The following is a 20773-nucleotide window of genomic DNA, read 5'->3' as shown; positions in this document are numbered from 1 at the left end:
GAGCGCGTTTGCTTGACCCAAAACCCATCTCGGCGCATTTCAATGCCCATGTGTCGGGTTAGCCGGCATGCCTGATACTCAAAAATTCCACGAGGGCAAAAAATGAAAAAGATTCTTCTCTCCTCCGCAGCGATCGTCCTGCTTGCAGGCGCCGCTTCCGCTGAAGTCACCTGGTCTGGTGACGCAGAAATCGGCTACAACGACGACTGGAACGACGGCGTATACTACGACGCTGGTCTCACCGTGAACCTCTCCCAAGAGCTGAACAACGGCTGGACCGCTTCTGCTTCGCTCGACATCGACCTCGAGAGCACCACAGACACCACATACTCCATGGGTACTGTCGACTCCTCTGACTGGGTTCTGAAACTGTCCAACGACACGTTCTCCCTGTCCTTCGGCGACGTTGACACTGCATACGCCTCCTTCTCCGGCGTGTCCGCTCTGTACGACAACGACTTCTTCGCACCGTTCGATGAAGCTGCTGACTACGCAGACACCGCTGCTGGTATCCTCGTTGAAGGCTCCTTCGGCATGGTCAAAGGCGCAGTTTCCTATATCGTAACGAACGATACTGCTGGCGAAGGCACCAACGACGGTGACCTGGACTACGCACAGCTCTACCTCGGCGCTGAATTCGGCATGGTTGACGCTGGCCTGTTCTACGACGACGCTCTGGAAATGACCGTTGTGAACCTCGGCACCACCTTGGGCGGCGCTGAATTCAACTTCTCCGTCATGGATTACTTTGACGAAACCGGCTACGGTATCGACGTTTCCTACCCGGTTGGCCCGGTGACCCTCGGTGCGTACTTCGCATCCGTTGACTCCGAAGAAGCATACGGCGTATCCGCTGAATACTCCGACGGCCCGATCACTCTCGCTGCTTACTACAACGAAGAGTTCCTCGGCGAAGCTGAGTACGCTGTTGAAGGCGCATACGACTTGGGCAACGGTCTGGTTGTGACTGCTGGTTACATCGACGGTGACTCCGTATCCGACGACGACTATGCATCTTACATCGTTGCTGAATATGACCTCGGCGGCGGCGCATCCTTCCTCGCTTCCTACGCTGATGCGAACAACGCAGCAGCAGCTATGACCGACGACATCGACACCGGTCTCGGCGGCTACGAGCTGAAATCCGGCGCCACCTTGGCTCTGTCCTTCTCCTTCTAATTTCTTAGAAGTCTAGAAGATCAATTGAGGGCCGCCCTTTGGGGCGGCCCTTTCCTTTTGCCTCATCGCTTTTGCGCATTGAAGGCCTTGTTCCTTTTCCCGGCGAACGATACGGTTGCCGCGATACCTTAAGAGGGAGCCTTTGATGTTTCGCCGTACCTTTGTTTTGACCACCGCCTGTGCCCTAACCCTAACGCTTGCGGGCTGTGGCGGGTTTGACAGCTTTGGCTCTCTGGGTGGCAGCGCGGGCTCCATCGGATCAGGCCCGTTTTCGGGCGGGCCGAAAGTGACCACATCTGAGACCGGCGCGGATGCTGGAGAGGTCATCGACAGCAAATCTACAGGTCAAGTTGTCGAGATTCCCAACGGCGAGACCATTGTCATCGAACAATCGAAACGCCGCACCATTTTTGGCGGCGGGCGCGGCTCGGTTGAGGACAAAGTTCAGGTCAACAAATACATCTGGAACGCCGCTTTGGACGTCTTGTCCTTTTTGCCCGTGCAAGAGGCCGATCCGTTCACCGGCGTGATCATCACCGGCTATGGCACCCCTCCGGGCGGTGGCCGCGCTTATCGTGCGGTGATCCATGTCACCGATCCGGCGCTGGATGCGCGCACGCTGAACATTTCGCTCTACACCAAAGGCGGTGCGGTCAGCCAAGAGACCATTCACGCCGTCGAAGACGCCATTCTGACCCGCGCACGTCAGTTGCGTTCGGGTAAATGACCGACACAGGTCCATGTTGCAGGGCCATGTTGCTGGTCCGTGTGATTTGATCGCCTCTGGACCCCAAGCCACCAACGTTTTATGACGTTTGCGACCACGCCGGGCCTCGGGGCTCGGCGTTTGACTGACCATCCAAAGGACACCCGCATGAGCCGTTACGCGCCAAGTGAGATCGAACCGAAATGGCAACAGGCCTGGGATGAGGCCGAGGTGTTTCTCGCCAAGCGCGATGAGACCCGGCCGAAATACTATGTGCTTGAGATGTTCCCCTATCCGTCGGGTCGCATTCACATCGGCCATGTGCGCAATTACACGATGGGCGATGTTGTGGCGCGGTACAAATCCTCGACTGGGCACAATGTGTTGCACCCGATGGGGTTTGACGCCTTTGGCATGCCGGCGGAAAATGCCGCGATGGCGTCCGGCGGGCATCCGAAAACATGGACCTACGCCAATATCGATACGATGGTCGATCAAATGAAACCTCTGGGCCTCTCAATCGACTGGACCCGGATGTTTGCCACCTGTGACCCGGAATATTACGGCCAACAACAGGCGATGTTCATCGACATGCTGGCCAAGGGTCTGGTTTACCGCAAAAACGCCGTGGTCAATTGGGACCCGGTGGATATGACTGTTCTGGCCAATGAACAGGTCGAAGATGGGCGCGGCTGGCGCTCTGGTGCGTTGGTTGAGCGGCGTGAATTGACCCAGTGGTTCTTTAAAATCTCCGATTATTCCGAAGACTTGTTACAGGCGATTGATCATCTGGATCAGTGGCCGGACAAGGTCAAAACCATGCAGAAAAACTGGATCGGCAAATCGCGCGGTCTGCAATTTGCCTTCTCGTTGGTGGATGGCCCGGACCATCATGATCGCATCGAGGTTTACACCACCCGCCCCGACACGTTGCTGGGTGCGTCCTTCGTCGGCATTTCGGCCGATCATCCGCTGGCGAAACATCTCTCCGACAGCAACCCGGACATTGCCGCGTTTTGCGAAGAGTGCCGCAAAGGTGGCACCACCGAAGAGGCGATTGAGACGGCCGAGAAGCTTGGCCTGAACACGGGCCTCACTGTGCGCCACCCGTTTGATACCTCGGTGGAATTGCCGGTCTATATCGCCAATTTCATCTTGATGGATTACGGCACAGGCGCAATTTTTGGCTGTCCGGCGCATGATCAACGCGACTTTGAATTTGCCACCAAATACGACCTGCCGATCCATTATGTGTTTGAACCGACCAAAGGCGCGTTGAACACGTCAGAGGCCTACACACCGCTGAAATCCGATACCGTGCGCTATCTGCGCGGCTTTGCGGGCGATGAAGTTCAAACCGGCGACGACGGCGTGAACTCAGCCATCGCGTTCTGTGAATCCAATGGCGTCGGTCATGGCGTGACCAAATACCGCCTGCGCGATTGGGGCCTGTCGCGGCAACGCTATTGGGGCTGTCCAATCCCCGTCGTGCATTGCGAGTCCTGCGGTGTTGTGCCGGAGAAAAAAGAGAACCTGCCGATTGAGCTGCCCGACGATGTCACTTTTGACAAACCGGGCAATCCGCTGGATCGTCATCCAACATGGCGCAACTGTACCTGTCCGACATGCGGCGCCGATGCGTTGCGCGAGACTGACACGATGGACACGTTTGTCGACAGCTCATGGTATTACGCCCGCTTTACCGCGCCACGCGCCACTACCCCGACTGTGGCCGAGGATGCCGACTATTGGATGAACGTCGATCAATATATCGGCGGCATTGAACATGCGATTTTGCACCTTTTGTATTCGCGGTTTTTCGCCCGCGCGATGAACGAGACCGGGCACCTGCCGGACAAATCCCGCGAGCCGTTCAACGCGCTGTTCACCCAAGGCATGGTGACCCATGCGATCTACGAAAATGCCGAACGCAAAGGCGCGCATGATCGCACGATCTATCACTATCCCGAAGAGGTCGAGGAACGTGATGGTGGCGTGTTTGTCAAAGAGACAGGCGAACGGATCAACGTGATCCCTTCGGCCAAAATGTCGAAATCGAAAAACAACGTGGTCGATCCGGTCGAGATCATCAAGCAATATGGGGCCGATACGGCACGGTGGTTTGTCCTGTCCGATAGTCCGCCCGAACGGGACGTCGAATGGACCGCCTCGGGGGCAGAGGCCTCCTCCAAACACCTCGCGCGGGTCTATCGTTTGGCGGCGGAATTGGATGAAACACCGGAACAGGGCCAAGGCGACGAGGATCTGATCCGAAGCGCACATAAAGCCATGTTGGAGGTCACCCAAGGCGTTGAGTCCTTTGGCTTTAACGCCTCCATCGCCAAACTCTATGGCTTCACCAACACCATCGCCAAATCCAAGGCAGGCCGCGAGGCAAAACGCTTTGCGCTGAAAACTCTGGCTCAACTCATGTCGCCGATGACGCCGCATGTGTCCGAGGAAATGTGGGCGCTTTTGGGTGGCGAAGGCTTGGTGACCAAAGCCCCTTGGCCGATCCCCGATGAGGCGATGTTGGTCGAGGACAACGTGACCCTTCCGATCCAGATCAACGGCAAACGGCGCGATGAAATCACCGTTCCGAAAGATATGCCGAAAGAAGAGGTTGAAAAGCTGGTCTTGGAAAACGATGCTGTGAAAAAGGCGCTCGATGGTGGGGTGCCTAAGAAACTCATCGTTGTCCCGGGCCGCATCGTCAATGTCGTTGTTTGATCGCCGCACTTTCATGATCTCCGCCATCGCCTCTTTGGGGGCGGTGGCCGGATGCGGGTTTGCCCCGGCCTATGCGCCCGGCGGCGCGGGCGCTGCCCTGCGCGGCCATGTCGATGTGGATCCCCCTTCGGATCGCGAAAGCTATGCTTTGGTCAACCGCCTCAGCACAGTATTCGGCACGGCCACAGCGCCGCTTTATCGGTTGAGCTATGACATCTCGACGACCGAACACGCCATCGGCCTGACCCGCGATCAGGAAATCACCCGCTATCATATTGAAGGCAAAGTCCGTTTCACCCTGACCGAAATCCAATCCCAGCGTGTCTTGACCAAAAGCGACGTCTCCAGCTTCACGGCCTATTCCGCCACCGGTTCGACCGTCGATGCCATCACCGTCCCCCGCGATGCTTACGCGCGGCTGATGGTGATCTTGGCGGATCAAATGGTTAGCAAACTCATCACCACCCTTGAGATGCAAAAATGAAACTCTCGCCCCGCGACGCGATTGGATATTTTGCCAAGCCCGACCCGAAAAAGGCCGGGCTTTTGCTCTATGGGCCGGATGCGATGCGGATTGCACTGCGGCGGCAAGAGGTGATTGAAGCCCTGATTGGCCCGCAAGGCGAAGAGGAAATGCGCCTGACCCGAATGTCCGGTGCCGAGATGCGCAAAGACAAAGCCATGTTGATGGACGCGATGAAGGCACAGGGATTTTTCCCCGGCCCCCGCGTTGCCTTTGTCGAAGACGCGACCGACCAAGTGGCCGATGCGATGAAAGAGGCGCTATTTGATTGGCGCGAAGGCGATGCACAGGTGATTGTCACCGCCGGGAGCCTGAAAGCCACGTCGAAACTGCGCAAATTGTTTGAAGGCCATCCCAGCGCCTATTGCGTCGCAATTTACGCCGATCCTCCATCGCGCGCGGAAATCGAAGCGACGTTGAAAAAGGCGGGCGTACAGGACATTTCCCGCGAGGCAATGGTGGACATCGAAGCCTTGTCGCGCAGCATCGACCCCGGAGATTTCCGCCAAACCCTTGAAAAATTGTCGCTTTACAAGCTCAGTGATCCGTCGTCCGTGTCCAGCGAAGATGTGCAAAACTGCGCCCCAGCGACCTCTGAGGCGGAGGTGGATGATGTTTTGAATATCGTCGCCGAAGGGCGTACCGTCGAACTTGGGCCCTTGATGATCAAAATCGAGGGGCAGGGCATTGATCCGGTCGCCCTCTCCATTTTCACCATGCGCCATTTTCGCGCGCTTCATGCGGCGGCGTCTGATCCCGGCGGGGCGGCCTCTGGCATTGCCCGCGCCCGTCCGCCGATTTTTGGACCCCGTCGCGACCGGATGACCCGACAAGCCCAAGGCTGGGGTGTTTATAAACTTGAGACCGCCTTGGGCATTTTGACCGATACCGATCTGACTCTGCGTTCGTCTTCGCGCGCACCGACCATGGCGGTGATGGAGCGCGCCTTGATCCGCCTTGCCATGCTGGCGCAACGGCGGTGAGCGAAATCGGTCAGGCTGAGGCGCTTGGAACCGGCTCTGACATGCCCCACATGATGTGCAAAGGAGCCGCACATGATCCCTTATTCCCTTCTCGACCTCGCCCCCGTACCCGATGGCACACCCACCTCTGACGCGCTGAAAAACAGTGTCGATCTGGCGCAGCATGCCGAGAGCTGGGGCTACAATCGCTATTGGTTGGCCGAACATCATAACATGCCGGGGATCGCCTCTGCTGCGACGGCAGTGGTGATTGGCCATATTGCCAATGCCACCAAAACCATGCGGATCGGCTCCGGTGGGATCATGTTGCCAAACCACGCACCGTTGCAGGTGGCGGAGGCGTTTGGCACGTTGCAGGCGCTTTACGGCGACCGGATTGATTTGGGTCTTGGGCGCGCTCCGGGCACGGATATGCCCACGGCACGCGCCCTTCGGCGCACACTGACGCCAAGGCATGCCAATGGCGAAACCTTCCCTCAGGACGTTCAGGAACTGATCGCTTACCTCGGCGACATGCCAGAAACGGCGGCGGTGCGTGCGTTTCCGGGTGCGGGCACGCATGTGCCGGTTTGGATGCTGGGGTCATCGACCTATGGTGCCGAATTGGCCGCCATTTTGGGCCTGCCCTACGCTTTTGCTTCACATTTTGCCCCGGCGGCGTTGGAACAAGCGATTGAGATTTATCGTGGGATGTTTCAGCCTTCCGAGCATCTTGAAAAACCGCATTTCATGTTGGCGACCAATGTGTTTGCGGCCGAAACCGCGGAAGACGCGCTGTTTATACGTTCGTCGATGATGCAGACGTTCGCCAATCTACGCATGGGCAAACCCGGCAAATTACCCCACCCGATCACAGATGTCGCAAGCGTTGTGCCGCGGCAGTTTTTGCCACAGCTTGAAGCGATTTTTGCCGTCTCCGCCACCGGGACGAAACCGATGGTACGGGATCAATTGGCGGCGATGATCGCGCGCTATGAGCCGGACGAGATCATCATCGCCGGTAATATTCATGATCACACAGCACGGCTCAGATCCTTTGAGATCGCCGCCGAGGTTATGAAAGAGCTTTGATCACGCCCAGTCCGGCCAATCGGCCCGTGGCAAGACAGGCGGTCAAAAGATAGCCGCCCGTCGGCGCATCCCAATCCAACATCTCGCCCGCGAAAAACAGGTCTGGGCGAGATGAGGCGGCGAGGTTTTCAGTGAGACTGTCAAACCGCACACCGCCTGCGGTGGAAATTGCCTCGTCCACCGGTCGCAGGCGAATATCGGTGATCTCAAGATGTTTGAGCGCGGTCTGCAGATCGGTCGGTTTTGACCCGGCGCATTCCATCATCAAAGCGATCTTTTCCGGCGGGAGACGGAAGGCCCGTTTGAGGAACGTGGTGAGGGTTTCTTTCGGTTTGCGCTGGATTAGGGTCTGTTTTACCCGCTCCGCCGGCCAATCTGGCAAAAGATCAATCATTAAGGGCGCACCCGTGCGCAACCCGCGTGTGATCGCGTAAATGCCACCGCCCTCAAACCCACGCGCCGAAATCACACATTCGCCGCGAGTGGAATAGGCCCCAGACCTCAGGCACACACCCTTGATCGGCGCACCGAAATGACGGGTCATATGCGGACTCCAATCGCGCAAAAGCCCGACATTGGAGGCCATGAAAGGAGCCAGAGCGACATAGGGAGACACAAGATCCGCCCAAGCCCCATTCGAGCCTAATCTGGCCCAACTCGCCCCACCTAGCGCCAAAACAACGGTTTTCGCACTGACCTTTGCCGAACCTTCCGGCGTGTCAAAGCGCACCTCGTCACCCAGGGCTGTCATGCGCCAGTTTCGGCGCAGCTCGACGCCCTGCGCGGTCAATCGGGACAGCCATGCGCGCAACAGCGGGGAGGCCTTCATCGCCTTCGGGAACACACGGCCCGAGGAGCCGGTGAACATCTCTTGGCCAAGCCCCTCGGCCCATGTGATCACTTGGTCGGGGCCGAACGCAGTCAACGCATCGCGCAATGTGCCGGGGATGGGATCATAGGCGGCGAAGAACGGCACCAGCGGTTCGTTTTTGGTCAGGTTCAGACCCGATTTCCCCGCCATAAGAAACTTGCGCGCCGGCGACGGTTTGGCCTCCGCCACGAGCACGGAAAATCCCGCCGCAGAGATCACCTCTGCGGCCATCAACCCCGCCGGGCCAGCGCCCACAATCAACGCGTCGATTTGAGTGTGCGCCGTCACGCCGGGATCAAACCTTTGATACCTGCGATATGATCAGACGTGGCGGCCAGCGCCGCCTCTGAAAGGGCGATGATGGCCTCAGCTTGATCGGCGGCGGGGATCAGACGATCCACAAGCCCCAAGCCAACGCCTCCTCGGAGGGGATTTTTTGCCCGGCCATCAGGATCATTTTCGCGCGTGCAGGGCCAATTAAGTCGGCCAAGCGTTTTGGATCAGACGGTTGTGGCAAAAAGCCCAACTTCATCACCGGGTAAAAGAATTTCGCCGCCGGGTCCGCAATCCGCATGTCACAGGCCAAAGCCATGCCAAAGGCCCCGCCCGCCAGTGTGCCGTTCAACGCAGCGATGGTGAGACAGGGCAGTGTGGCGAGGCGGCCAGACAGCTCCTCCCACAACGGCGAGGTCGCAAGACCCGCGCGTGCCTCGTCCAGATCAGCCCCGGCAGAGAACACTTTACCCGCCCCCGTCAGGACCAAAACTTTCGCGGCCCCCTGTGCCTCATCGGCAATTTCAATCAGACGTGACAACATGTCGGATGTGAGAGAATTGGCCTTTTCTGGCCGGTTTAGGGTCACAACCCAAAGGGTGCCATCTTGTTTCAATGTAATCATGTGATCAATCCTAATGTCCGTCGAAACGCGTCATCGCGCAGGCTCAGCTCTTGTCCCAAATGACGATCCGACTCTGGTCCGCACATCCAAAGCAGCGCGCGCGCAGGCCAATCGGCAGGGATGTAATCAGACCAGTCAAGTTGGCTGACCGGGTTCACCCCGGAGGCTTTAATGTCCCGCTGCATTTGGGTCGCAACGGTGCCGGGCGACAGGCCCATGGCGCGAATACCATGGGCGCGGTCTTCGTGATCGAGCATGGATGTGAGCATGGCAGCCCCGGCTTTGGAGGTACAATAAGCGCTCCAGGCCTCAACCGGCTTATGGGCCGCCCCCGATGAGATGGTCAGGACCGTCCCGCCCCCACGCTCCGACATAGACGGAACAACGCGGCGCATCATGTGAAACACGCCTTTGACATTGACGTCGATCGTCTGCCCCCAAGCCATTGGATCGGCCTCACTCAGATGCGAGATCGGATCAATCACGCCCGCATTGTTGATCAGGATGTCAACAGGTCCGAGGGTCCCCTCGATCTTGCTCAGCGCAGCATCAACATCCGCATAGGACGCCACATCACAAGGCACAGCGAGGGCCGAAGCGCCGATCTCACCCGCGATGCGCCGAATATCCGTCTCTGAGCGTGCCAGAAGGGCAACTTTCGCGCCTGCCTCGGCAAAAAGCCGCGCTGTGGCTTCGCCGATCCCACGGCTGGCACCCGTCACGAGCGCGATTTTTCCGGTTAAATCCAACATGGTCTGCTCTCCCTGTGTTCGCAGGCGACTTTAGGGTGCTGATCCGCAAGGTTCCAGCCTTGACCCTGCCCGCAATTCACGAAATTGTGCGCCCATCTGTTAGGAGTCTTCTGATGCGTTCCACACTTTTTGCAACTTTTCTAAGCACGACCTGTTTGATTGGGGTCCCTGTATTTGCCGATGTCACGCCCGAAGAGGTGTGGGAAAACTATCAATCCATGATGACCTCGATGGGCATGGACATCACCGCCGAAGAAAGCCGCGAGGGCGACACTTTGGTTGTGCGCAACATGGTGTATGGGATGGACATCCCCAACCCGGCAGGCCCCATAACATCGACCTCAACCGTCCCTGAAATTCGCTTTCAGGCCCTGTCTGGCGGCAAGGTTGGTATCGAATACGCTGCGCCGATCACCTCGATCAGCCGCGTTCCCGCCAATCCAGTGTTGGACATGCCCGGCTATGAAACCCGCGTCGACATGAGCTTTGGCGGCGTCACCGAGGTGTCGGGCGTGAAAAACGACATGCGCTATACGATGGACGGCAGTTCCATGACGATGAAAAGCGCGCCTGCGATGGTGGAAGGCGTTGCGCTCCAACCCGGCGTGGATATGTCGATCGAAGGGATTGTTGGCAGCTACACCGTACTGCGCGATGGCGATGCTATGTCATCGGATATGGATTTTACCGCGGCCCGGATGACCTATGGGTTTGAGCCGTTTGAAACCGAGGGCACGACGGTCGAAATGGCCACCAGCGCAACCGATTTGCGCGGCTCTGGCACGATGTCATTTTCCGGTGCAAAAGGTGCGGATACGTTTGCGACTATAATCGGCGAATCGTCGATGGACATTGAGCTGTCCTCCGGCCCAGGCACGGCGATGATCAAAGTGTCCGGCGATGAGGCCGGTGGTGACATGGAGCTGACATCGACCAGTGGGACGACCACATTGAACTTTACTTTGGGCGGCGGCGCTGCCGGCTACAGGATCAATGCAAAAGACATGTTGGTGTCCGTGGCTGGCGCGCAGATTCCGGGTCAGCAGGTTCAATTTGGCCTTGGGTCTATGACAACCGGGGTTTTATTTCCGCTCAAAGCCGCAGATGCGCCGCAGGCCTATGAGCTTGAAATTGGGCTTGAGGAGCTGGCCCTGCCGGATCTTGCATGGATGATCGCGGACCCGACCAACCAATTGCCGCATGATCCGGCAACGCTGAAACTGCATTTTGCGGGCACTTTGACCAACAAAATGGATTTGTTTGACCTCAAGACCCTCGAAAATATGGGGCCGAACAGCCCCTCGCCTATGGCGGTCAACACCGTCGAAATCCCCGAGATTTTCCTTTCGCTTGCGGGTGCCACGATTGCGGGCACCGGGGCTGGAAAATTTCTTGATAAAGAGCCGGCCATGCCCGGTGGCATGCCGCCTTTTGCGGGGACGATGTCGCTGAACCTCAAAGGCGTGACAGACTTGATCAATAAACTCACAGCCTCAGGGATTTTACCGCAAGACCAGTCCATGATGGCGCAAATGATGCTTGGCATGTTCACCCTGCCGGGCGACGAAGAGGGTGAATTGGTCTCTGATCTAGAGATGACGGAAGACGGTGCGATCTTGGCCAATGGTCAACCCCTGCCGTTCTAAGCTATCTTGAGATGACGTAATCTATGGGCCGCTTGCGCTTTGAGTGCGGGCGGCCTAACTCATGATAAAGACGACCAACCCGCGCGCCAAAACAAACGCAGGGACAGCAAAGGAACGCCCATGGCCCAAGACCTTTCCGATCTGACGCAGGCGCTGTTACAGGCGGCCAAAGCCGCGGGCGCGGACGCCGCCGATGCGATGGCGATTGATGGCACGTCGGTGTCGATCAATGTCCGGCAAGGGGCACTTGAACATGCGGAGCGATCTGAGGGTGTGGACATTGGCCTCAGAGTGTTGATCGGGCGCCGTCAGGCCAGCGTGTCAGCCTCGGATACGCGCCCTGAAACGCTTGTCACCATGGCGGAACGCGCGGTCAAAATGGCCCGCCTTGCGCCCGAAGACCCCACCGCCGGGTTGGCCGACCCGTCACAAATCACCGACCTCACCGATACTTTCGCATTGGAGCTTTATGATCCGTCTGACGAACCCAATCCCGAACACCTAAAAGACGACGCCCTGCGCGCCGAGGCCGCAGCGATGGCCGTCGCGGGCATCACCCAGATTGACGCAGCCGCCGCAGCCTACGGCAAGCGCCGTATCCACATGGCCGCGACGAACGGGTTTAGCGGTGGTTATAGCCGCACGGATCGGATGATTTCCTGTGTCGCCATTGCCGGAACAGGCTCTGGGATGGAGCGCGATTATTGCGGCGAGGGTCGGATTTTTGGCGTGGACTTGCCCAGCCCCGAAGAGATCGGCCGGATTGCGGCAGAGCGCACTTTGGACCGGATGGGCCCGCGCAAACCAAAAACCGGCTCTTATCCCGTACTTTATCACGAACGCGTCGCCGCCTCGCTGATCGGCCATCTTTTGTCCGCGATCAACGGCAGTTCTGTCGCGCGTGGTTCAAGCTGGCTGCGCGATGCGATGGGCGAATGTATCTTGCCGCCCGCGCTGTCAGTGACCGAAGATCCGCACAGGGCACGCACCTCCGCCTCCCGGCTGTTTGATGCCGAAGGATTGGCCACACAAAAACGGACCCTGGTGGACAACGGACGTTTGACGTCTTGGATTTTGGACTTGGCGACAGCACGTAAACTGGGTTTGGAAAGCACAGGCAACGCGGCGCGCGGCGTGTCCTCACCCCCGTCGCCATCGCCCTCCAACATCACTCTGACCCAAGGCAGCCAAAGCCGCGCAGACCTGATCCGCGACATGGGCACCGGGCTTTTGGTCACCAATATGATTGGTTCCTCGATCAACCCGACCACGGGCGATTATTCGCGTGGGGCCAGTGGATTTTGGGTTGAGAATGGCGAGATCACCTATCCGGTCAACGAATGCACCATCGCCGGAAACCTGCGCGAGATGTTGAGCACATTGATCCCGGCCAATGATGCGCGCCTGCATCTGAGCCGCGTCGTGCCTTCACTTTTGGTGGAAGGGATGACACTTGCTGGCGATTGACGACCTTGAGCTTTTGATCGAGGCCGCGCGCAATGCGGGAGAGATCGCCCGGCCCTATTGGAAAGCGAACCCCGAGGTTTGGGACAAGGGGGACGGGCAAGGTCCGGTGACTGAGGCTGATTTGGCCGTAGACAGAATGTTGCACGAGTATCTTTTGTCTGAGCGCCCGGATTACGGCTGGTTGTCCGAAGAGACGGTGGACACCACTTCTGAGCGCCTTGGCAAGACCCGCGTGTTTATCGTCGACCCGATTGATGGCACCCGCAGTTTCATCCATGGCGATGACAATTGGGCGCATTCTTTGGCGATTGCCGAAGAGGGCGAGGTGATCGCCGCCGCAGTCTACTTGCCGCTGCGCGACCGTCTTTTTACCGCGATCAAGGGCGACGGTGCTTGGCTCAATGACGAACCGCTGCGCACGGGCCAGCGCTGTGATCTGGACGGTGCACGGGTTTTGGCCACAGGGCAACACCTCAAAGACGAACATTGGATCGGGGGTGCGCCGAAGTTTGTTCACAAATTCCGCCCCTCTCTCGCCTATCGCCTCTCCTTGGTGGCGCAGGGCCGATATGACGCAATGTTTTCGCTCAGAGGCACATGGGAATGGGACGTGGCCGCAGGCAGTTTGATCGTGTCCGAGGCTGGCGGGCAAGTCACCGATCAACGCGGTAAAACACCCCTGTTCAACCAGTCCACGCCGAAACTGGATGGGATTGTGGCGGGGTGTCCAGCCTTGGCCAATGGCATTCTCTCCCGCCTGAAATAGACCCTAATCCAGCTTAAAGTGCCTCGTGACAAACGTGACACACGCGTTTATCGCGAACCGCTTTATTTATACTCTTCCATATCTTCCGCCACAGCCCGGGTCATCGACGCAATGATGTCTGGATCAGCGGCATGGACACGCGACCAATTCGGGATGAACGGCGTTTCCATCGGATTATCAAGGAACACGTTGCCGGCGTGGATGATGTTATTGGCAAAGAGCTCGACCGCCTTCTCTTCGATATGGCGGTCCACATGCAGCCCATTCATCCGCGCATCGTTGAAATAGGTCTCGATCAGATCAAGCGCGCCGCGATAATAGGTGGCCTTGATCGAGCGAAAGATTTCCTCTGAAAAGACCGTGCCATCGGCGGCAAGTTTACGGTAGAGCGCCTTACAAATATCAACGGACATCCGCGACAGGCCCGCATTCGCATCCTCTTCGCTCAGGTCTTGATGTTTGTGATCATAGCGATCCGAGATTTCGACCTGACAGACAGCACGCGGGCTAAGATTGCGCCATGCCTCGGACAACAACCCGATCTCAAGCCCCCAATCCGACGGGATACGCATATCCGGCAAAATAGACGTGCGCATGGCGAATTCGCCCGCCAACGGGTAACGGAAATCAGCGAGGAAATCGAGATATTCACGGGGGCCGAGCACTTTGGCCAAAGCATGGATCATCGGCGTGACCAAAAGGCGGGTGACCCGGCCATTGAGTTTGCCATCCGCGACACGCGGGTAGAACCCTTTGGACATTTGATAGGGGAAGGTCGGGTTGACCACCGGATAGACCAGCCGTGCCAACATTTCGGCCGTATAGGTCACGACATCGCAATCATGCACCGCGACCACGGCACTGTCGGCCCGAGCAATGGTGTAGCCCAGGCAGAACCACACATTGCGCCCTTTGCCGGGTTCGGACGGGGAGAGATCAAGCGCCTGAAGTCGCGCATCGACTGCGGACAAGCGCGGGCCATCATTCCACAACACCACATGATCGGCTTTGAGTTTGGCAAAGAATTGGCGCGCGTAACGGTATTGCTCTTCGGTGGCGCGATCCAATCCGATCACGATGCGGTGGATGAAATCGACCTTGTTGAGTTCGTCAATGATATTGGGAAGAGCGTCGCCTTCGAGTTCGGAAAACAGGGACGGTAGGATGAGGGTGATCTTGCGCGACGTGGCAAACGCATTGAGTTCGCGATTGAGATCCTCTGCGGTGTTCAGCCGGAGATTGTGAAGCGTTGCGACGCGCCCGCCCTGATGAAAATCAGCCATCTGTCATCCTCTCTCTGTGTAGAGTTGTGCGATGCGATCCAGCACCGCAGTGTTCCAACCTTTTGGACCCGGCTCCCGCGTGCGCGTGATCCGCCCGGTGGCCTCGCCATCAAGCACGGGTAGGCCCGGCCCATGTGCATTCATCACGACAACACCGTGATCCGCAGCACAGATCATTTCAACATCATTGGGCGCGTCCCCCAATGCCATGGTGACGGGTTTGGGATCAAACCGGGCTACAATCTCGGCCATACGATCCGCTTTGGTTGCCCCCATTGAAAGGGTTAGATAGCGGCCGCCCTGACGAGCAAAAATGCCGTTTTTGGCCAGATTTGTCTCGAATGCAGTGCGCAGCTCCGGCGTGCCCTGCCAAAGACCCGGTTCTGAAAACTGCCGTGCTGCGGCGGATTTGGCCTGATCAAAAGGCAGGCCTGTGTGCTGCGCAAGTTCTTGTGTGGTCCAATCGGAAAAGCCGGTAAAGCACCGACGCAGATCAGGGTCGAGATCGGCAAGCGCGGTGAGGATCGCGGTGTGAACACTTTTGTCTTGCGCCGCCTCATCACCCGGCTCCAACACGCCTGCACCGTTTTCGACTATGGCGGGCACGTCCTCAAACCCCATATCGGCGCGTAAAGCGGCCATTTCAGGGGCGGTTTTAGAGCTGGCCAGAACAAGCGGAAGACCCAGAGTGCGCATCTGATCCAAGGCTGGACGGGCCGGGTCCCATGAATAGCTCTCATGATCCAGCAAAGTGCCATCAAGATCGGAAAACACAATCAGACGCGGGGCAATCTTTGGGTCTTTCAACATGGCTCCATCATGGCACCCAGCCCGCAGAAGGGGAACAGACGCCCCCCGAAATGCTCAAATTGGCAGTGCTACGCCTAAGATTTAGGCAAAGCCCCAGCGCCGCTTGACCCGCCCCGCGATTGGACTAGGGTGCGGCCAAGCAAAACGGAGAGAGACCATGGTTCAAAGACTTCACCTTGTGTTCGGCGGCGAGCTTGTCGATCCGTCTAAAACAGTGTTCCGCAACGTCGATGACATTCACATCGTTGGCATTTTTCCGAATTACGAAACCGCCCATAATGCCTGGAAATCTGAGGCACAGCGCACCGTGGACAACGCCCATATGCGCTATTTCATTGCCCATCTGCATCGCCTGCGCGACGAAAGCGCGGTGGCTTCTGCCACAGAAGAACTCGGAGAGTGAGGTTCAGGCCGGATGGCCATAGCCCTTTCCTTTCTCCTCTATAAGAGCCTGATCGGTCGATCCGAACGCCGGATCACCGAACGCTTGTCGCGTTTGCACAGCGCAGGAACCCTGTCTGAAACAGAATACAATCAACGCCTTGCGCATAAATTGCCGACCCGCTCCAAAGGCGAACTGGTGTGGCTGCATGCTGGCACCCAAACGGCTCTGCGCCCCGCTATGGAACTCTATGCGCGCTTGGCCGAAGATCGTCCTGACATCGCCGGTTTGATCACTTTGGGAACTGGCGTGGCACCTCCGATCGGGTCTCTCCCAGACGGCTGTACGATCACTGTTGCGCCCGAAGAAGGCGCGGGCATTATTCGCCGATTTATGACCCATTGGGACCCGGATTGTTTGATTTGGGTCGGAGGAAAATTTCGCCCCGCTTTGATCCAGGCCGCACAAGAGAGGGGCGTCGAGTGCCTGTCCATCGACGCCGCCAAAAGCACACCCATCTTAGAAGTCTACCAACGCATCCCCGGTTTGCGCGGTGCCGTTCTCACCAGTTTTGACCATGTCATCACAGCAAACGCCGCAGCCACATTGCCATGGCGCAGGGCCGGGGTTGACCCGGAACAGATCGAAGCGTTGGGACTGCTCGAAGAGGGCGGGATCGCCCCACCCTATGATGAGATGGAATTGACCCGGCGTGTGACCGAGATTGGCACACGCCCTGTGTGGTTTGCCGCACAAGTTGATGAGGCAGAGATTGGTGAAGTGATCCGTGCACATAAACGCGCTTTGCGACGGGCGCACCGGCTTTTGCTCATCCTGTCTCTGGCCGATCCTGCCACCAAGACAAACGTCATGGCGCAGTTGGAAAAGGCGGGCCTCGCCGTCTGTGGGCTCCACCCGGACAAAGCAATTTCTGAGGTCGCGCAAGTCATTCTCGTACCCCATTCCAGTGGTGGGATTTGGTATCGCACGGCCCCTGTCAGCTTTCTGGGACGGTCGCTCACTCCGGCAGGCGGCATCGACCCCTATGGCGCGGCTGCAATGGGATCAGCCATTGTCCACGGCCCCTATGTGAGCGATTTCAAAGCCGCCTATGACAGCCTGTCCGCAAGCAAAGCCGCGCGTAAAGTCCGCGATGGCTACGCTCTTGGCGAAGAGATCGAGCAACTTTTGTCGCCGGATCAGGCCGCATTGATGGCGCAGGCGGCATGGGATATCGCCTCTTCGGGCGCTGAAGTTACCGATCGCGTGGCAGATTTGGTTCAGGATTTCCTTGACCTGCGCGAAAGGATCAGCGCATGAAACCACCGCTGTTTTGGTCAAACCCGCCACCTGCCCCCGGCTGGCAGGCGCAGCTTTTGCGCCCGCTGTCCGCACTTTACGCCCGCACCACGGCACGGCGCGTGGCCCAATCGGGCTATCGGGCGCGCATCCCCGTAATTTGCGTTGGCAATATCAACGCGGGCGGCACGGGCAAAACCCCAACCACCATCGCCCTCGTGCAGCGGCTGATCGGGCGCGGGTATGTGCCTCATGTGGTGTCGCGCGGATATGGCGGCAAACTGGAGGGGCCTGTGCGCGTGGACGAACGCACACACCGCGCCGATGAAGTGGGGGATGAGCCGCTTTTAATTGCCGCTTTCACACCAACGTGGGTCGCGAAAGATCGCGCCGCAGGCGTCAAGGCCGCCGAAGCCGCGGGGGCGGATGTGGTGATTTTAGACGACGGGATGCAAAACCCATCGGTGCAAAAAGACGTGACTTTGATCGTGGTCGATGCCTGGCGCGGATTTGGCAATGGTCGGGTTATCCCCGGCGGTCCGTTGCGGGAACCGGTTGCGGTCGGGATAGCACGAGGGGACGCTTTGATTTCCATTGGTGACCCCCGCGCGCAAGACCGGTTTTCGACAGATTGGGCCGGATCAGTGTCGATTCCACGCGCCGTAGCGCAACTCACCCCATTGCCGACTGGCATGGATTGGCAAGGCCTTCGCGCCTTGGCTTTTGCCGGGATTGGCCATCCTGAAAAATTCTTTCAAACCCTGCGGGAGTTGGGTGCGGATCTATTGCGCGCTGAAGCCCTGAAGGATCATCAACCGCTGTCATTGGCATTGATGAAACGGCTTGAGGTTGAGGCGCTGGCCCTGAATGCGCAGCTTGTGACTACAGAAAAAGACGCGGTGCGTTTGCCCCGCGCCTTTCGCTTAAAAGTGGTCACTTTGCCGGTGCGTTTGCAACTGACGGACTGGACAGAGATTGACAGGCATTTGACCCGTCTTGGGCTGGATTAGAGCCTTATTCCGCAAGTTTCGCGTCGAGAATGGCCTTGAGATCCTCATAGCTCATGTTGCTGTGCTTCACCCCATCAATCACCAAGCTCGGCGTCGCGTCGATGTCGTATTCAGCCATTTCTTTGGTGAACTTAGCATAGAGCTTTTCGGCCATTTCGCCATCATTGAGGCAAGCATCAAGATTGTCGTCGGTCAACCCGGCGCGCTTGCCGATCTTGCGAAGATTTTCCACGATCTCCATCGCGTCTTTGCCGCCCGCGATCCAATCTTTTTGCTCGTCATAAAGAATTTTCTGAACACCAAAATAGCGCATTTCCCCACCACAACGCGCCACCATGGAAGCCCACAGACCGAATTTGTCGAAATAGACTTCGCGATAGGTAAAGCGCACCTTGCCGGTGTCGATGTAGTCTTTTTTCAAAGGCTCAAACACAGCCTTATGAAAGTTGGCGCAATGCGGGCACGTGTAGGACGCGTATTCGATCATCTCAATCGGCGCATCAGCACTGCCAAGCACCAGATCAGAAATGGACGAGGTGTCGACCTCTGCCGCATCTTGAGCATTGGCAGGCGTCACAACGAAATTCGTCACCGAAGATGAGGGTTTCAACAAGAAAGCCCCTCCAACTCCCAGGGCTGCCATGGCGGTCGTGATCATGAAAATGCGTCGATTCATTTGTCTTCCTTCGTTTGGCTGCTTTGGCGGCTCAAGAATGTGCCCGCAAATTTCTCCAAGGCGCGGCGCAGACCTTCGTCTTGCGCGCCCTCTGACATGGATTTGGCCTCTTCGGCCGCACCCTCTGTGATCACCAGCCGGTGATCTTTTTTCGGCATCGAAAAGGCCACACGTCCCTCGGAAAATCCCGTGGGCGCGGTTTGCGTCACGTGAATGCGACTGATTGCGTTGTAGCCATAGACCGCATTCACCCGTTCGCGAATTTTCGGCAATTCGGCCTGAACCATCGGCGCAAAGGCCCCGGTGGTCAAAAGCGTGAGCGTCGCGCCAAATCCGCCTTTCGCATAAGAGACTTTGATCGGGCGCGACATGCCGGCGGTTTGTGCGCCCACGATGTCTTCCCAATGGGTCAAAAGCCGGGTCTCAGAAAACCCACGCGCTTCCGTTGCTTCACGGATCTTCGACTGCAACAGGCCAGAGGTTCTCTCGAACCCCCGTTTGCGTCGTTTTGCGCGTGTCTGAACGTCTGCCATGGTTTCTCGACTGGTCTATCTGATTGTCTGCCCTATTGTAGAGCCACAGGCGAAACACGCCACAACAAACCCGATGACACGACCTAAAGATTGCGTGACGGAATGAAACAACTGGAAATGGCCACGACACTTTTAGGGTGGTACGATTGTCATGCGCGCGACTTACCGTGGCGTGTCTCGCCGCAGGATCGCAAGACTGGCATCATGCCCGATCCCTACCGGGTTTGGATGTCGGAAATCATGTTGCAACAAACAACGGTTGCGGCGGTGAAATCCTATTTTGAGCGGTTTATTGTGCTTTGGCCGACGGTCACAGCGCTTGCCAATGCCGAAGATGAGCGCGTCTTGGGCGAATGGGCCGGGCTTGGATATTATGCCCGTGCCCGCAACCTTTTGAAATGTGCGCGGGTCATTCGCGACGCGCATGGCGGGGTGTTCCCCAAAACCCGAGAGGGGCTTTTGTCGCTGCCGGGCGTTGGGCCCTACACGGCTGCTGCGATTGCCTCGATTGCTTTTGACCTGCCGGAAACGGTGGTGGACGGCAATGTCGAGCGGGTCACATCGCGGCTGTTTCGCCTCGAAACACCCCTGCCCGCGGCCAAACCGGAACTGACCGCTTTGGCGCAAAGGCTGACCCCAAACGAGCGTCCGGGCGATTATGCGCAAGCGATCATGGACCTTGGTGCCACGGTCTGTACCCCGAAATCTCCGGCCTGTGGGATTTGCCCTTGGATGGACGGCTGTGCCGCGCGCAAAGCCGGAGATCAGGCTCGATTCCCGCTGAAAACGCCCAAAAAGCCCAAACCCACGCGCCACGGACATGCCTATGTCGCACGCACGACGCGTGGGGAATGGGTGTTGGAAACGCGCCCTGACAAAGGGTTGTTGGGCGGGATGTTGGGATGGCCGGGCACCGATTGGCGCGAGGCCCATCCAAAAGCCGCGCCGTTTGAAGGCACATGGTCAGAAGTGGGCGAGGTCCGTCACACCTTCACCCATTTCCACCTGATTCTCACCGTTCATCGCGCAGATCAGGTCGAAGGTGCGTTGGAGTCCTATGCGCTCAGAGGCCAAAACGCCTTTCGCGCTTCCGATTTACCGACCGTGATGCGCAAGGCATTTGACCTCGCTCATTCTACATTTACCACGGACCGCGTAGCGTCTGATGCAAATCAGGAAGCCTAAAAG

19 protein-coding genes and 1 pseudogene are annotated in these 20773 nt (G+C 57.9%); 13 read left to right on the top strand and 7 right to left on the bottom strand.

Annotated features, from left to right (window positions below; all coding sequences use genetic code 11):
- Nucleotides 1-102 precede the first annotated feature (102 nt).
- From DA792_RS17950 to DA792_RS17925, 6 genes are all read left to right on the top strand, one after another.
- Entirely contained in the window at nt 103-1179 is a 1077-nt protein-coding gene (locus DA792_RS17950; protein WP_107721707.1) for a porin, read from the top strand.
- Nucleotides 1180-1324: 145 nt separating this feature from the next.
- Complete coding sequence (locus DA792_RS17945; RefSeq protein WP_107721705.1) at nt 1325-1906, top strand: DUF3576 domain-containing protein; 582 nt, start codon at nt 1325-1327, stop codon at nt 1904-1906.
- Between the two features lie 147 nt (nt 1907-2053).
- Entirely contained in the window at nt 2054-4615 is a 2562-nt protein-coding gene (leuS, locus tag DA792_RS17940; RefSeq protein WP_107721703.1) for a leucine--tRNA ligase, read from the top strand.
- Nucleotides 4602-5099 carry a hypothetical protein gene (locus DA792_RS17935; RefSeq protein WP_159075319.1) on the top strand — a complete coding sequence of 166 codons (498 nt, stop codon included), beginning with the start codon at nt 4602-4604 and terminating at the stop codon, nt 5097-5099. The genes leuS and DA792_RS17935 overlap by 14 nt, the downstream gene beginning before the upstream one ends.
- On the top strand, nt 5096-6121 hold the full coding sequence (gene holA / locus DA792_RS17930; protein ID WP_107721699.1) for a DNA polymerase III subunit delta: 1026 nt from the start codon (nt 5096-5098) through the stop codon (nt 6119-6121). Before DA792_RS17935 ends, holA begins: the two co-directional genes overlap by 4 nt.
- Nucleotides 6122-6193: 72 nt before the next feature.
- Nucleotides 6194-7192 (top strand): LLM class flavin-dependent oxidoreductase, encoded by a 999-nt coding sequence (locus DA792_RS17925; RefSeq protein WP_199908089.1) that lies wholly within the window; start codon nt 6194-6196, stop codon nt 7190-7192.
- On the opposite strand, the gene DA792_RS17920 is transcribed toward DA792_RS17925, so the two are convergent.
- The 3 genes and pseudogenes from DA792_RS17920 to DA792_RS17910 form a co-directional block, all read right to left on the bottom strand.
- Nucleotides 7176-8351, bottom strand: coding sequence for a TIGR03862 family flavoprotein (locus tag DA792_RS17920; RefSeq protein ID WP_107721697.1), 1176 nt, complete (start codon nt 8349-8351; stop codon nt 7176-7178). The genes DA792_RS17925 and DA792_RS17920 overlap by 17 nt on opposite strands.
- A pseudogene (locus DA792_RS17915) lies at nt 8348-8961 on the bottom strand (enoyl-CoA hydratase/isomerase family protein). Before DA792_RS17915 ends, DA792_RS17920 begins: the two are co-directional and overlap by 4 nt.
- Nucleotides 8958-9713 carry an SDR family oxidoreductase gene (locus tag DA792_RS17910; protein ID WP_199908088.1) on the bottom strand — a complete coding sequence of 252 codons (756 nt, stop codon included), beginning with the start codon at nt 9711-9713 and terminating at the stop codon, nt 8958-8960. Before DA792_RS17910 ends, DA792_RS17915 begins: the two are co-directional and overlap by 4 nt.
- A gap of 113 nt (nt 9714-9826) precedes the next feature.
- Here DA792_RS17910 and DA792_RS17905 point away from each other — a divergent pair, with 113 nt between their 5' ends.
- The 3 genes from DA792_RS17905 (at nt 9827) to DA792_RS17895 (ending at nt 13592) form a co-directional block, all read left to right on the top strand.
- Nucleotides 9827-11359, top strand: a complete 1533-nt coding sequence (locus DA792_RS17905; RefSeq protein WP_107721695.1) for a hypothetical protein — start codon at nt 9827-9829, stop codon at nt 11357-11359.
- A gap of 120 nt (nt 11360-11479) precedes the next feature.
- Complete coding sequence (locus DA792_RS17900) at nt 11480-12826, top strand: TldD/PmbA family protein (protein ID WP_107721693.1); 1347 nt, start codon at nt 11480-11482, stop codon at nt 12824-12826.
- Nucleotides 12813-13592 carry a 3'(2'),5'-bisphosphate nucleotidase CysQ gene (locus DA792_RS17895; RefSeq protein WP_199908087.1) on the top strand — a complete coding sequence of 260 codons (780 nt, stop codon included), beginning with the start codon at nt 12813-12815 and terminating at the stop codon, nt 13590-13592. Before DA792_RS17900 ends, DA792_RS17895 begins: the two co-directional genes overlap by 14 nt.
- A 62-nt stretch (nt 13593-13654) precedes the next feature.
- On the opposite strand, the gene DA792_RS17890 is transcribed toward DA792_RS17895, so the two are convergent.
- Both DA792_RS17890 and DA792_RS17885 read right to left on the bottom strand, forming a co-directional pair.
- Nucleotides 13655-14875 carry a glycosyl transferase gene (locus tag DA792_RS17890; protein WP_107721692.1) on the bottom strand — a complete coding sequence of 407 codons (1221 nt, stop codon included), beginning with the start codon at nt 14873-14875 and terminating at the stop codon, nt 13655-13657.
- 3 nt (nt 14876-14878) lie between these two features.
- Nucleotides 14879-15685 (bottom strand): HAD-IIB family hydrolase, encoded by an 807-nt coding sequence (locus DA792_RS17885; protein WP_107721689.1) that lies wholly within the window; start codon nt 15683-15685, stop codon nt 14879-14881.
- 157 nt (nt 15686-15842) lie between these two features.
- Between DA792_RS17885 and DA792_RS17880 the strand changes: the two genes are divergently transcribed.
- From DA792_RS17880 to lpxK, 3 genes are read left to right on the top strand one after another with little or no spacing between them, the layout of a single operon-like run.
- Entirely contained in the window at nt 15843-16088 is a 246-nt protein-coding gene (locus DA792_RS17880; RefSeq protein ID WP_107721687.1) for a DUF4170 domain-containing protein, read from the top strand.
- A gap of 12 nt (nt 16089-16100) precedes the next feature.
- Nucleotides 16101-17387 carry a 3-deoxy-D-manno-octulosonic acid transferase gene (locus DA792_RS17875; protein ID WP_107721685.1) on the top strand — a complete coding sequence of 429 codons (1287 nt, stop codon included), beginning with the start codon at nt 16101-16103 and terminating at the stop codon, nt 17385-17387.
- Nucleotides 17384-18376, top strand: coding sequence for a tetraacyldisaccharide 4'-kinase (gene lpxK / locus DA792_RS17870; protein ID WP_107721683.1), 993 nt, complete (start codon nt 17384-17386; stop codon nt 18374-18376). Before DA792_RS17875 ends, lpxK begins: the two co-directional genes overlap by 4 nt.
- A 4-nt stretch (nt 18377-18380) precedes the next feature.
- On the opposite strand, the gene DA792_RS17865 is transcribed toward lpxK, so the two are convergent.
- Complete coding sequence (locus DA792_RS17865) at nt 18381-19052, bottom strand: DsbA family protein (RefSeq protein WP_107721681.1); 672 nt, start codon at nt 19050-19052, stop codon at nt 18381-18383.
- Nucleotides 19049-19585, bottom strand: coding sequence for a DUF721 domain-containing protein (locus tag DA792_RS17860; protein ID WP_107721679.1), 537 nt, complete (start codon nt 19583-19585; stop codon nt 19049-19051). The genes DA792_RS17865 and DA792_RS17860 overlap by 4 nt, the downstream gene beginning before the upstream one ends.
- Before the next feature lie 102 nt (nt 19586-19687).
- Between DA792_RS17860 and mutY the strand changes: the two genes are divergently transcribed.
- The gene (gene mutY, locus DA792_RS17855) at nt 19688-20770 is read left to right on the top strand and encodes an A/G-specific adenine glycosylase (protein ID WP_107721677.1); all 1083 of its coding nucleotides are present in this window, start codon (nt 19688-19690) and stop codon (nt 20768-20770) included.
- The last annotated feature ends 3 nt before the right edge of the window (nt 20771-20773 follow it).

This window comes from Celeribacter baekdonensis (assembly GCF_003047105.1).
Taxonomy (GTDB): Bacteria; Pseudomonadota; Alphaproteobacteria; order Rhodobacterales; family Rhodobacteraceae; genus Celeribacter; species Celeribacter baekdonensis_B.
The sequence above is the reverse complement of the archived record's forward strand: the minus strand, read 5'-3'. Positions and strand labels throughout refer to the sequence as shown.